A 15161-nucleotide genomic window follows, 5' to 3' on the forward strand; every position below is an offset into this window, starting at 1 on the left:
CAAGGCCAACGCTAGCGAGGGCCCCGGTGAGTCCTCCCAGTGTCATGCAAGTCACCCGAAAACCTGTGTTCCCAAACCTAGTTGAAAAGGAGATTCTTCATGTTCAAGCGCACTCTGATCGCAGCTTCCCTGACCGTCGCCGCTCTGGCTTCCGCTCAAGCCATGGCCGTCACCGGTGGTGGTGCAACGCTGCCTGCCGCTCTGTACAAAGGTTCTGCCGACAGCATCCTGCCAGCCAACTTCTCCTACGCCGCTGTAGGTAGCGGCGCTGGTAAAACGGCGTTCCTGACCAACGTTGCCACTGGCTTCGGCGCCACCGGCACCGTGCACTTCGCCGGTAGCGACTCGGTACTCAGCGCTTCGGACATCAGCACCTACAACAGCGCTTTCGGTGCTTCGTACGGTCCGCTGATCCAACTGCCGTCGGTGGCCACTTCGGTTGCCATCCCTTACAAAAAATCCGGTCAGACCGCTCTGAACCTGACCAGCGCGCAACTGTGCGACGCCTTCTCGGGCACCGTGACCACTTGGGGCGGCCTGCTGGGCACTGCTGACACCACGCCGATCCGCATCGTTTATCGCAACGTTTCCAGCGGCACTTCGGAAATCCTCACCCGTCACCTGAACGCTGTGTGCCCAACCAAGTTCACCACCAACTCGACGTTCGTCAACGCCCGTCCAGCCGGTTCGACCCTGCCGTCGAACTGGGTCGGCGTCGCTGGCACTGCTGACGTGGCGCCTACCGTTGCAGCCGTTGATGGTTCGCTCGGTTATGTCGGTCCGGACGGCGTGGACGCCACCAGCAACGCCCTGGTTTCGCGCATCAACAACGTACAGCCAACCTCGGCCAACGTTGCCCTGGCACTGGCTTCGGTAACTCCGCCGGCGACCGCTGCTCTGGCCGCTGACCCGACTCGCTGGTCGCCAGTGGTGGCTAACCCGGCCATCGGTTACAAACTGGCTGCCTACACCAACCTCATCGTCGGTCAGTGCTACAAGGATGCAGCCGTGGCCAACGACGTGAAGGCGTTCCTGACCACTCACTACAACACCACCACCAACGACCTGGCCGTCAAGAACCACGGTTTCGTGACTGTGCCATCGGCCTGGAAAACCAAGGTGTATGAGACCTTCGTTTCCAACGCTACCGGTTACAACCTGAACATCAACAACACCAGCGTCTGCAACACCATCGGTCGTCCTTTGTAAGGCGCCCGATTCACACCGCAACACGAATGGCAGCCCCTCGGGGTTGCCATTTTTTTTGCCTCCCGTTCGCGGGGCATTCGATAAGGAGATTGAACATGTACAAACACATTGCAAAGGTTGCGTTGCTGTCTGCGGCGGCGCTGGTTTCGGGTCAGGCATTGGCGGTGACCGGTGGCGGGGCGACGTTGCCTGCCGCGCTGTACAAGGGCTCGGCCAACAGCATTTTGCCCGCCAGTTTCAGCTACGCCGGTGTTGGCAGCGGGGCAGGCAAAGTGGCGTTTTTGAGCAACAACGCTGCGCCGTTCGGTACTACGGGCACTGTGCATTTCACTGCCAGCGATTCGATCCTGACGGCAAGCGAAATCAGCCAATACAACAGCGCTTTTTACGCCAGTTATGGTCCGCTGATTCAACTGCCATCCTTGGGCACTGCAATCGTCGTGTCCTATAAGAAAAGCGGTATCAGCAATCTCAACCTGACCAGCAGTCAGTTGTGCAGTGCGCTGTCGGGTGAGGTCACAACGTGGGGCAATCTAATGGGCACTGCCGACACCACGCCGATTCGCGTGGTCTACCGGAACAACGCCAGCGGCACCTCGGAAATCCTCACTCGCCACCTCAACTCTGTTTGCTCGGTTAAGTTCTCGACCAATTCCCTGTTCACTGCGGCGCGCCAGCCGTCAGGTTCGACAGTGCCGGTAAACTGGGTCGGCGTGTCGAGCGACGGTGATGTCCTGCCTACGATCAATCAGGTCGACGGCTCGATCGGTTACTCCGGCCCTGACGGCATTCTGGTGAGCGATAACACTGTCGTTGCCCGTCTTAACGGTGTGCTGCCAACCCCGCCCAACGTCGCGCTGGCACTGTCTTCGGTGACGCCGCCGTCGACGTTTAACGACGCCTCTAATCCAGCCCACTGGTCACCCGTGGTGGCGAACCCTGCCCTTGGCTACAAAATTGCTGCCTACAGCAACTTGATCATCGGGCAGTGCTACAGGGATGCCAACGTGGCCAACCAGATCCGTAACTTTCTCACCACTCACTACAGCCAGCCTGGCAACAATGCTGCGGTACAGGCGCACAAATTCCTTGCGATGCCACTGGCCTGGAAAAAAGCCGTCACCGCCAACTTCATCACCAACACCACCGGCTACAACCTTGACATCAACAACCCGGCCGTGTGCAACGGCATCGGTCGTCCCCTTTGAAAGTGACTGCCGCCGAACCGATGGCAGCCCCATATAGGGCTGCCATTTTTTTTGAAGGCGCAGAACGGCCCGGTGCGAATACTCCCCCAACATGAAGTTTGTGTGACATCCGTTCGGTCGCGACCGCCGCCAACTGCCTATGACGTAACAGCAGGTTTTTGCACGCCTGCGGCATGTGTGGCAACCAAAGTGTGGCAACCAAAAAGGATCTCGTAGTGATGCTCGCTCGCCCATCCCGTCGTACCAACGTCCAGTCGTTCAAACGTGAAGCCGTGGAGCCGGCGCTGTGGTTGCTCAAACCGCTGGCGCAAGCGGTGGCGTTGTGTCTGGTGGCGGGCAATGCGCACGCGGCAACGGCGTTCAGCTCCAACTGGTTCGCCGCCAAGGGTGCCGCGCAGCAAGCCGCTGCCGCACGGCCGAGCACTGGCGGCTTGCCGGGGATGACGCCACCCCTGGCGCAGCAGCAAAAAGCCAATCAGCAATTGCAGCGCTCGATCCAGACCTTGAACAACACGGTCGCCGCGATTGCCGCGCAGCAGGCGGCTCAGGCGGCCGGTCGTGCCGCTGCGCTGGGTTCGGTGCAGTTTGTCCCGGACGGTCTGGGCGAGGGCGGTCTGAAGGTCGATAACAGCCTCACCCAAGGTTGGCAGAACGCCAAAGGCCCGCAGCAAACCAAGGCCGACGGCAAGACCACGGTGACGATCGAGCAGACCGCCGACAAGGCCATCCTCAACTGGGAAACCTTCAACGTCGGGCGCAACACCAGCGTTGAATTTGCCCAGCAGGCGAACTGGGCGGTGCTCAACCGGGTCAACGACCCGAACGCACGGGCCAGTCAGATTCAGGGCCAGATCAAGGGCGACGGCACGGTGATGCTGATCAACCGCAACGGCATCGTCTTCAGTGGCAGCAGTCAGGTCAATGTACGCAGCCTGGTGGCCGCGGCCGCCAACATCACCGATATCCAGTTCCGCGACCGTGGCCTGTATTTCGACAGCAGCGCCACTCAGCCGACCTTCACCGATGCCGCCGGCAAGGTGTTGGTGGAGCGCGGCGCGAGCATCACGACGCACAAACCGGCGACGTCGACCGATGCCGGTGGTTATGCCTTGCTGCTCGGCAACGAAGTGCAGAACGATGGCAATATCAGCACCGCCAAGGGCCAGACCGTGCTCGGCGCCGGTGACCGCTTCTACATCCGCAAAGGCGCGGGCACCGAGGGCAATGCGCTGTCGACCACGTTCGGCAACGAAGTCACACCGGGCTTCAAGGCCGGCAACGTCAGCGGCAAGGTCAGCAACAACGGCTTGATCCAGTCATCTACCGGCGACATCACGTTGACCGGCCATGAAGTCGTGCAGAACGGCGTATTGCTCGCCAGTACGTCGGTGGCGTCTCGCGGCACGATTCACTTGTCCAACCCCGCGAGCGACAGCGGCGGCAGTGTCACCCTGGCGCAGGGCAGTGCCACGGCGATCATGCTCGACAGCAGTGATCTGACCGCACTCGACAGTCAGCATCAGGCTGCCCTCAGTGCGGTCAATGCGAACAACCGGATTCGTGGCGATCAGTCGCGCATCGAGATACAGAGCGGCGGCAGTGTCGAGTTCCAGAACGGTTCGATCACCCTCGCTACCGGTGGGCAAGTGGCGGTGACGGCGCAGCGTCGCAGCCTGGTGCGCGACGGGGCAATGATCGATGTTTCCGGTGCCCTCGGCGTCAAAGTGGCGATGGAAAACAACAACATCAAGATCAACGTGCAAGGCAACGAGCAGCGCGACGCGTCGGTCAACCGCGACAAAGGCGCGCTCAACAGTAACGATATCTGGGTCGATGTGCGTGAGCTGGTTTACGTGCCGGCGGGCACCAACGGTTATGCCACGGATCGCTGGTACACCGCTGGCGGATTGCTTGAAGTCGGCGGTTATCTCGGCACCCAGGCGCACAGCGTCGGCGAGTGGATGGCGCAGGGCGGTACGGTGAGCTTTGCCGGCAACGATGTGGTCACCGAGAAGGGCTCGTTGATCAATTTGTCCGGCGGCACCCTGGATGTGCAAAGCGGCGAAATCCGCCAGAGCTGGCTGCGCGGTGCGGACGGCAAGCTGTATGAAGTGTCGCGCGCGCCGGGTGATGTGCTTTACACCGGGCTGTACAAAGGTTTCGAGGACAGTAGCGAACGCTGGGGCCAGACCCGCTATTTCTACAACCCGCTGATTGCCCCGCGTTCGCGTTTCGAGTCGGGTTACACCGTGGGCCGTGACGCCGGGCAACTGGTGATTGCCACGGCCAACGCCGCGCTCGACGGGCAGATGCTCGGCGAGGTGTATCAGGGCGAGCGGCAGAACCAGGCGCCGAAGCCGGTTCTCGACGGTTATGAGCAGAGCCAGACCGCACTGGCACGCCGCGCGCAATTGATTGTCGGCAGTTATGACCCGGCGTATGTGGCGGCAGCGGGCGGGGTGTTGTATGCGCTCAATCCGTTGCTGGATCAGGTGCAGATTGGCGGCGAACGTCCGCTCGCCGGCAGTGATCAGGAACTGGCCGGCGCCGTCGCGGATGCGCGCAAAGGCAAGCTGTTTCTCGATAACGAGCAGCTCGACAGCTTCCGTCTCGGCGCGCTCAAGGTCGCGGCCAAAGATCAGGTGGTCGTGGAGGGCGCGCTCAGCGTCGACGCCGGTGGCGACATCACCTTGTACGCGCCGGATGTGCAGATCGCTGGCGACCTGACCGCGCGCAGTGGCAGTCTGCATTTGGGCAACGTACTCAATCAGTTCAGCGGCACCGAGAGCAGCGACACCCGGCTGGCGGCGAAAACCGGCCAACCAACGCAAGTGACGGTGGCAGAAGGCGTACGGCTCGACACTCGCGGCTTGTGGAGCAACTTGCGCTCCCAGGCGGACGATGGCGCGAGTCTGGCGTATCTGAACGGAGGGTTGCTGTCGATTCGCAGCAGCGGTGACATCGATATCGGCGCCGGCAGCCTGCTCGACGTGTCGTCCGGCGGCGCCATCCTGGCCAACGGCAAGACCCGTGGCGGCAAGGGCGGTGATCTGACGCTGGAGTCCAGTGCGATTTCTGCCCCGGGCCAGTCGCATTTGACCCTCGATGGCCAAGTGCGTGGCTACGGTGTAACGGGCGGCGGCACCTTGACCGTGCAGGCCAACCGGATCTTCATCGGCCAGACCGACAAGTCGTTGAGCGAGACCACGCTGCAATTGTCCGCCGACCTGTTCAACAAAGGCTTCTCTGCCTACAACCTGATCGGCTTGAGCGGTCTGCAAGTGGCCGACGACACGGTCGTGGACGTGAGCATGCCGGTCTATCGCTTTGGCGATGCCGCGCCCAATCAGGTCAGCGGTGGCGACCCGCAATCAGCGCTGGAGCTGTGGACGCCGGGACTGTTTCAGGAAAACCCGACCCAGGGCGTGCTGACGCAACGCGCCGGTGCCAGCCTGACGCTGCAAGGCGGGGCCAGCCTGGTCAACCTGATCGATGCGGCCAACAGCAGCCTGACCCTCGGCCGTGGTTCACGCATCAGCGTCGATCCGGGGCAGAGCATCAAGCTGCGCGGCGCCGGGCAGATCACTGTGGACGGTGAACTCAATGCCTGGGGCGGCACCGTTGATATTCGCCAGCAACAGTTCGGCTCGATCAAACCGGCCAGCTCCAATCAGGTGGCTGACCCGAATGCGCACAACCGCTCGATCTGGATCGGTGAGCATGCGCTGCTCGACGTGGCCGGGCGCGTGAACACCGCGGTAGATGCCTTGGGGCGCACTTACGGGCAGGTCGGCAAGGGCGGCAGCATCATCCTTGGCGGAGAGATCGACGGGAAACTCGCCACCGCCAGCGCCGCCGATGCTTACGTGATTGTGCGTCAGGGCGCGCGGCTGGAGGCTTCCGGTGCCGAGGCGCAGCTGGATATCGCCGGGCAGGGCCTGACCCGCGTGGCAACTGACGGCGGACGCATCGGCATCAGCTCCTATAACGGCCTGTTCATCGACGGTGCTCTGCGTGCGGCAGCGGGCGGGATCGGTGCGGCCGGTGGTCGTCTGGAGGTCGCGCTGGAAACGCCGTTGTACGCGGACGCAGCGGACAACAACGTGCGCGCACCAAGAGAGCTGATCATCGACCAGACGTCGACCGGGCAGACGCTCGCTGCTGACGTGCGCCCCGGTGAGGGTGACGTCGGTTGGCGTTACGGTCAGGGCCGTTTACATGCCGACAGCCTGATGTCCGGCGGCTTCGACAACCTGAGCTTGTTGAGTAACGGCTTGTTGTCGTTTGACGGTGACGTCAACCTGCAGATGAACCAAAGCCTGAGCCTGTATGCCGGGGCGCTGTCGCTGGCCGAATCTTCCAAGGGCTCTGCACGGGTCAATTTGAGCGCGCCGTATCTGCGCTTGTCCGGCGTCGGCAGCTATTACAGCGTGGTCGGCACCGTGCGCCCGCGCCTGACGAATAACCCGACCGGCACACTCTCCGACGCTCGCTTTAGCGCCACGGCGAACCAGCTCGACCTGGGCAACGGTCTGTCGTTCGGCACTCAGGGCTCGATTGCGCAACTCCAGGCGCCGGCCGCCGAATACAGCCGTCGCGCGTTTGCCGAAGTCAGCCTCGATAGCAGCGGTGATCTGCGTTTCCTTGCACCGACCGATGGCGCCGAGAAAAGCCGTTTGTGGACGCCGGGTGATTTGAGCCTGCGTGCGGCGCAGATTTACCCCGCCAGTGATGTGAAAGCTGAAGTGCGTGTCGGTTATCAGGGCGCGCAGACGGTTGCCGATCACATCCTGCGGATCAGCGGTCACGGGCCAGCGCCCGTGGCCGCACCGTACTCGGCGTTCGGCGAGTTGACGCTGTCGGCGGCATCTATCGAACAGGGCGGCGTGTTGCGTGCGCCGCTGGGCAAGATCGTGCTGGGCGATGACTTGCTCACCACCACCCATGAGGTGCGCTTGCTGCCCGGCAGCCTGACGTCGGTCAGTGGCGCCGGGTTGGTCATGCCATATGGCGGAACCACGGATGGCATCGACTATCGCTATGGCGGTAAATCGGTGGTGTTGAACGGCATCACCGGTGAGGCGACCGGCGTGTCACTGAGCAGCCAGTTCATTGATGTGCAGAGTGGTGCGGTGATCGATTTGTCGGGTGGTGGCGACCTGCGCGGCGCCGGGTTCATTTCCGGGCGCGGTGGCTCCACCGATGCCCGTTTCAATCCGCTGGTGCGCAATGCCACGGACGGCAGCTTCAGCCTGCCGGGGCTGGCCAGCAATCCGGTGTACGCGATCATGCCGGGTAATCAGAGCGTCTATGCGCCGGTGTTGGCCGAGGCGGGCGCGGTCGATCCACGGATCGGCCAGCAGATCACCATTGGCGCCGGTGTGCCGGGGCTGGCCGCCGGTACTTACACCTTGTTGCCGTCGACGTTCGCCTTGCTGCCCGGCGCCTTCCGGGTCGAGGTCAACGGTCAGGCCGCACCGGGTGCGACCAGCGGCGCGTTGCCCTTGCGTAACGGCTCGTGGACCGGCAGCGGGCAAATGTCGATTGCCAATACCCTGCAGCGCGACAGTTTGCCCCGACAGATCATCGTGACTTCGGCGGATGTGCTGCGCCGTTACTCGCAGTACAACGAAACCAGTCTTGGCCAATTCATACAGAGCGATGCCGCGCGCCGTGGTGTACCCCGCGCGCTGGCACCCAAGGATGGCAAGACCCTCGACCTGCGCCTGGTGGACGGCGGCGAGCAGGACATCGCGTTGCAGTTCAACGGACAGGCGCGGTTCGGCGCTGCCGAAGGTGGTCTGGTCGGTACGGCGGTGGTGCGCAGCGGCAACGCCCGCAGCAGCTTCGAAATCCTCGGGGCCGGGGATGCGCCGACCGAGGGCTTCAACGGTATCTCGTTGTATGCCGAAACGCTCAACAACCTCAACGCCGCACGTTTGACCATTGGTGCGATGCCCACCGTCAACTACAACACGGCGGGCAATATCATCGGTTTCACCGGTGACACCTCGAGCATCGTCCTGCGTGACGGTGCGCTGTTGGCGGCGCCGGAAGTGTTGTTGCGCAGTAACGCGATCAATGGCGGCATCACCGTCGAAGCCGGGGCGGGGATCAACGCCTTGGGGCGTGGCAACGTGGCGTATGACTCGAGCGCCGGGTACATCTATCAGCCAGGAGCGTCCAGCGTGGTCGTGGTCTCCAACGGCTGGACCAATGTGCTGGCGCCGGAGGCGGGCGGTGGTTTCACCGGGGCCGGCAGCATCCGCATCGGCAGCTGCGCCACGGCGGTGTGCGCCAGCCCGGCGCTGCTGTATTCGAACGGCAGCATCACCGCCGCGACGGACAATCAGTTCGAACTCGGTGAAGCCGTGCGTTTCGGCACGCGTCATCTCGCGCTGGCCGTGGGGGCGGTCAATGCAGGCAGTGCCGAAGCGTTGTCTGCTGCAGGCAATCGTGTACCGGCCGGTCTGACGTTGAATCAGAATGTGCTGGATCGTTTGCTGCGCGGCGATAATCAGTTTGGTGCGCCAGCCCTGGAGACGCTGAGCCTGACCACGCGCGATGCCTTCAACCTGTACGGCAGCGTGACCCTCGATACGTTCGATGCGCAGACCGGTCAGAGCAAATTGCAGAACCTGGTGCTCGCCACCCCGGCGATCTACGGCGCGGGCGATGCCGACGATGTGGCGACGATCCGCACCGCCCAACTGATCTGGAACGGCGCCACTCAGGATCCGGGCAGTGTGATCAATGGCGGCGCCGGTACTGGTAGCGGCACGCTGGATATTCAGGCACAACGCATCGAATTGGGTTACGGCCCGATGCCACAACCCAACGGCCTCGATCAGAACAACCGGTTGGCGCTGGGTTTTGCCAACGTCAATCTGAGCGCCAGCGAGCGCATCACCGCCAATCACAAGGGCAGCCTGGCGGTGTATCAACAGCAGGGCGCCTTCGATCCGGTCAAAGGCTATGCCTACAGCGGCGGCAATCTCACGCTGCGCACACCGTTGCTCACCGGTGAAGCGGCGTCGGTCAACCTGCTCAAGGCTGGCAACAGGCTCACGCTCAGCGGTGCCGGTGCTGCTGGCGTGGCCGATGCTCTCGGCGCAGAACTCAATCTGCAAGCCCGCGACATTGTGCTCGACAGCCGCATCGCGTTGGCCAGCGGCAAGCTCACGGCCAAGGCCGAGCACGACTTGACCCTGGCCGGCGGCGCGCAACTGGACATGGCCGGACGCACTTTGCCGTTCAACGACGTGAGCAAGTACAGCTGGGGCGGCGATGTGTCGCTGTTGAGCGCCGCTGGCGATATACGCCAGCTCGCTGGCTCGCGCATCGATCTGTCGGCGAAAAACAATCAGGCCGGCAACCTCAGCGCCGTTGCCTTGGCAGCGGATGCCGGCATCGTCGATCTGCAGGGCGAGATTCTCGGTGCCAGCAGCGGTTATTACGATGCCGGCGGCACGCTGGTGCCTTACAAGGCCGGTGGCGTGGACATTCGCGCGCAGCAACTGGGCGGTGAGGCGAGCGCCCAGTTCGCGGCACTCAACCAACGCTTGAACGCAGGCAAAGTGTTCGGCAGTCGCAGTCTGCAACTCAAGCAAGGTGATCTGTTGATCGGTGACGGGCTCAAGGCCGGCGAGGTCAATGTCTCGGTGGACAATGGCAGCCTGACGGTCAATGGCTTGATCGATGCCAGTGGCGAACGGGTCGGCAGCATTCGTCTGGCGGCACAGAACGGCCTGACCCTGGCCGGCGACAGTGTGCTCGATGCCCACGGCCGCGTACTGCGGGTCGACAGTTACGGCAAGATCATCGACGCGCCAAACCGGGCCATGGTCGAGCTGAATTCCGGGGCCGGGGTATTGACCCTGGCGTCCGGTACGCGCATCGACTTGCGCCATGGCACCGATGCAGTGCCGGGCTTCCTCGCCGGGCAGAATGATCAGATGTTGCGCGGCACCCTGGAGCTCAACGCGCCGCGTCTGGGCGCCGGCGACATCGCCATCGATGCCAGCGGCACGGTCAATATTCAGGGCGCGCGTTCCATCGGCCTCAATGGCACGCGCCGTTACACCGATGCGCGTGATGGTGTCGATCCGGCGGTCAGTGGCCGGCCGTATCAGGTGATCGATCAGGCGCTGTTGACCCGCATCGACGGCGACAACACCACGTTCATCGACGCCGCGCTGACAAACGCCGATCTGTTGCATCGCAAGCTGGCGGGTCTGAACAACGCGACCTACGCCGATGCCTTTCACCTGCGCCCCGGCGTGGAGATCGCCAGCAAGACAGCGGACGGCGACCTGGTGGTGGAGGGTGATATCGATCTGTCGCGCTACCGCTACGCCAGCCTCAATCGGCACACGGGCAAAGTCGATGGCGTCTACGGTTCCGGTGAATCCGCCAGCCTGGTGATCCGTGCCGGCGGCAATCTTGATATTTATGGCAGCATCAACGACGGTTTCGCGCCGCCACCGGAGACCGTCGACGACGCTGGCTGGAAACTGTTGCCAGGCGTGCAGCCATTCGGCGGCGATCTGGTTGTACCGGGGAGCGGGGTGACGCTCGCGCCGGGCACGCAATTCCCGTCGGGCGTGACCCTCAATTACGATTTGCCGATTCAGGACACGACGTTGGTCAGCGGTACGCTGTTGCCGGTTCAGGTGGAGCTGGCCGCGCCGTACACCTTCAGTGCCGGCACCGTGCTCGCGGGGGCGGTGCATGACGCCTCGGGCAATCTTTTGTATGCCGCCGGAACACTGCTCGACAGTGACCTGACCGTGCCGGCCAGCAGCCGACTGGGTGCCGGGATTCGCTTGAATCGCAACACCGCGTTGAAGGCGATGAACTGGCCCAAAGGTGTGCCGTTGCCGGGCGCCTTCGATGCCGACACCGGCAGCAGCAAGAATTTGATGTTGAGCAGTTCACTGGCGCTGTTGCGCGGTTCGTTGATTCCGTCGATGACCAATGTGGTGCTCGCTGACGGCGCCGCGTTTGTCGAGTTGCGTGGATTCAATGGCACACAGCAGGGCGCCAACTGGGCACTGGCGAGCATGTTGCCGTCGGGCAGTTCGTCGTGGTCGATCCGCGCGGTGGCGGGGGCGGATCTTTCCGCCGCCGATAGTCGTGCGGTGAAACCGCTCACCACCGAGGGCAATTTGCGTCTGGCGGACACTCATTACGGTGCGAAGATCACCGAAGGCAATCCACGCGCGGTGTGGTCGGAAACCAACCAGTACGGTTTCCCCGCCTTCGAACCGGTGCCCGAGGAATACCTGATTCTCTGCGAAACCGATCCCGGTGCCTGCGCCCCGATGGCGCGCTGGACCTGGGCCCCCGGCAACCAGTTCGGCTTTCAGGATTACGCGCCGATTCCCGAGGAATACCTGACGCTGTGCGACAGTTACCCCGAGGTGTGCGTCGAGAGCAATCCGGCGAAAAGCGCCAGTATTCACAGCCAGATGTTCAGCGTCCTGCGCACCGGTACCGGTGATCTGGATCTGCTTGCCGCCGGTAACCTGAGCATGGCCTCGCCGTTTGGTGTGTACACCGCTGGCACCCAGTCGGCCGATGTCGAGCCGCGCTTCAAGCAGATGCGCGGACGCCTGTCGGACAAGGATTCGGTATTGGGCAGTGCCGGTGGCGACGTGGAAAAATGGGTCAACGGTGGCACCGACAGTCTCTATCAAGCCTGGTATCCGCAGCTCGGCGGCAACCTGACGATCAATGCCGGCGGCTCTGTCTCCGGTGACACTCTTGGGCGAAAAACCGCCAATACCGGCGGTTACCGTGAACAGGTGCCTGGCGTGGCGGTGGGCAACTGGTTATGGCGTCAGGGCACCGGCGGTGATGACGTGCCGACCGCCTGGTGGATCAATTTCGGCAGCTATGCGACGCAGCCGCTGCCCGACGCCGACATGGACGCGGCGCCGTACCTGGTGGGCTTCACCGGTTTTGGCACTTTGGGCGGTGGCAACATCAGCCTGCGCGCCGGAGAAGATGCCGGCATGCTCAGGCCGATGGGGGATGCGCGGACCAACCCACGCAGCCAGGGCCTGATCGTGGCGGTGGGCAGCACCGGTCGTGTTGGCAGCGACGGCAGCCTGCAATTGACCGGTGGCGGCGACATGGACATTCGCATCGGTGGTTCGCTCAATCCGTCCCTGCAAGCGCGCGCCGGCAACAATGGGATCACGCCACCCAAGCATGATCTGCAAGGCGCGCTGATCAACCTGCGCGGCGCGGCACAGGTGAGTGGCAGTGCGGTCGGCGGCATCAATTTGCAATATGGCGCCAACAGCGTGTTGCATGATGCTCGGGAAACCCGCGCGCTGGACCCGTTTACCGCGACCACCGGCAATGCCTCCGGCGGGCTGGTGCTGATCCCCGGCGATTCGGGCATGCGCATCAACACCCGTGGCGATCTGGTCCTGGGCGGCGCGGCGGACCCGGGCCGCGTGCGTTTGCAGAACGCCACGCCGCTGTTTGACGAGGCGGGGAACGTCAGCCAGGGCGGGATTTTGAGTGGCTTCTCGCTGTGGACCGAGCACACGGCCATCGATCTGTTCTCGGCGGGTGGCAACCTCACGCCGAGTACCCAGTTGGCCGAGACGGACACCAACGGGCCCATCAAAGGGCAGAACACGTCACCGACTGACAGTCGTTTTGTTTATCCGTCGATTCTGCGCGCCGTCGCCGGTCAAGGCTCGATCTACGCAGGTTCATCGGCGGCTTACAGCGTCGGCAATACCGCTCCCGCCACCGCTTACTCGCTGCTGTTGGCGCCTTCGGCTTCAGGTCAGCTGGAGCTGTTGGCCGGTGATTCGATTTATGCCGGCGGCTATGCGATCAACCAGTCCGGGGCCAGTCCACTGGCGATTGCCACGCCGTTTGCGCCGGCATTCAACGGCTATGCCAGCAACTCGGCGCAAATCCCGTTCATCTCCAACAGCGGCAGCGATGGTGTCGCCGCAGAACCGAATCTGCGCTTCCCATTGTTCGCCTTCGGTAGCAACTCGTACTCCGGCCTCAGCGATGTCATGGGGCCGGCGCGAATCTACGCGTTGACCGGCGATCTGGTCGGCATCCGCAGTGGCGAGTCACTGCGCGCAAGCGATTCGCAGCGAACCTGGTACGAAGCCGCCGGGCCGGTGTGGATGATGGCCGGTCGCGACATCGTCGCCTCTGGCACCAACCTGGGCCAACCGACAATTTCGCCGAAAGATGGCGTCGGCACCACCAAGGACACGATTTACTCCACCGGCAACCTGTTCGTGCATAACGACCCGAGGGATGTGTCGAGAGTGTCGGCCGGGCGCGACATCCTTTACAGCAGCTTCGACGTCGCCGGTCCCGGCACGCTGGAGATCAATGCCGGGCGCAATATTCTGATGGAGGACCGTGCCAGCATCACCAGCCTTGGCTCGTTGCTGGCCGGTGATCAGCGTCCGGGGGCCAGCGTGGTCTTGCAGGCCGGCGTGGGCGCGCAGGGGCCGGATTATTCGCGGTTTATCGCGCGCTACCTGAACCCGCAGAACGTGGCGAGCGCGGACGCAGCCCTCAGCGCGCAACCGGGCAAAGTGGTCAAGACTTACCAGGACGAATTGCAGAGCTGGCTGACCTTGGGTTACGGCTTCAGTGGCAGCGCTGAACAGGCGCAAGCGTTCTACGCCGCACTGCCGGGCACCGAACAGGCCATCTTCGCGCGGCAGGTGTATTTCGCCGAACTGCGTGCCGGCGGCCTGGAATACAACGATGTCGATGGCCCGCGCCAAGGCAGTTATCTGCGTGGTCGCAACGCCATTGCCGCGTTGTTCCCGAGCACAGATGTGGCGGGCAACCCAATCCGCTACGACGGCGACATCACGCTGTACGGCGGCGCCGGGGTCAAGACCCTGTTCGGCGGCGACATCCAGATGCTCACCCCCGGTGGCGGTCAGGTGTTCGGCATCGAAGGTGCGGCGCCGCCATCGACGGCGGGGATCATCACCCAGGGCTCGGGCAACATTCAGCTCTATTCGCAGGGCAGCATTCTGCTGGGCCAGAGCCGGATCATGACCACGTTCGGCGGTTCAATCCTCGGCTGGTCCGCCGAGGGCGACATCAACGCCGGTCGTGGTTCGAAAACCACTGTGGTCTACACCCCGCCGAAACGGGTTTACGACACTTGGGGCAACGTGACCCTGTCGCCGTCGGTGCCGAGCACCGGCGCCGGTATCGCCACGCTCAACCCCATCGCCGAAGTGAAGCCGGGCGACATCGACCTGATCGCGCCGCTGGGCACCATCGATGCCGGTGAGGCGGGGATCCGCGTGTCGGGCAACGTCAACATCGCCGCGCTGACAGTGGTCAACGCCGCGAACATCTCGGTGCAGGGCAAGGCAACGGGTGTGCCGGTGGTGTCGGCGGTGAACACCGGGGCGATCACCTCGGCCAGTTCGGCGGCATCGTCGGCCACGCAAGCGGCGGAAGATGTCGCGCGTCAGCAGCAAGCGGCGGCGCGGCAGAATCAAGCGTCGGTGTTTACCGTGCAGGTATTGAGTTTCGGCAACGAACAACTCGCGCCGACCCGCGATGGCGCCAGCCGTGCGCCGGCACCGGGTTACAACCCGAACAGCCCGGTGCAGGTGTTGGGCGCCGGGGCGCTGGATGAACAGGCGAAGCAGCAGTTGACCGAGGAGGAGCGTGGGCAACTGACGTTGTAAAAGACTCTCGTGTAGTACGTTTGGGCGGCCG

The 15161-nt window shown here is 63.4% G+C and carries 3 protein-coding genes; all 3 read left to right on the forward strand.

All coding sequences use genetic code 11. The annotated features are described in order from the left end of the window. Positions 1-99 precede the first annotated feature (99 nt). Complete coding sequence (locus WA225_RS15360; protein ID WP_099758879.1) at positions 100-1209, forward strand: substrate-binding domain-containing protein; 1110 nt, start codon at positions 100-102, stop codon at positions 1207-1209. A 95-nt stretch (positions 1210-1304) separates the two neighbouring features. Further along, complete coding sequence (locus WA225_RS15365) at positions 1305-2417, forward strand: substrate-binding domain-containing protein (RefSeq protein WP_422608545.1); 1113 nt, start codon at positions 1305-1307, stop codon at positions 2415-2417. Between the two features lie 218 nt (positions 2418-2635). Continuing rightward, positions 2636-15130: a filamentous haemagglutinin family protein gene (locus WA225_RS15370; protein WP_422608546.1), complete on the forward strand. Its 12495-nt coding sequence runs from the start codon at positions 2636-2638 to the stop codon at positions 15128-15130. Positions 15131-15161 lie beyond the last annotated feature (31 nt).

This window comes from Pseudomonas sp. (assembly GCF_049300855.1).
Lineage (GTDB): Bacteria > Pseudomonadota > Gammaproteobacteria > Pseudomonadales > Pseudomonadaceae > Aquipseudomonas.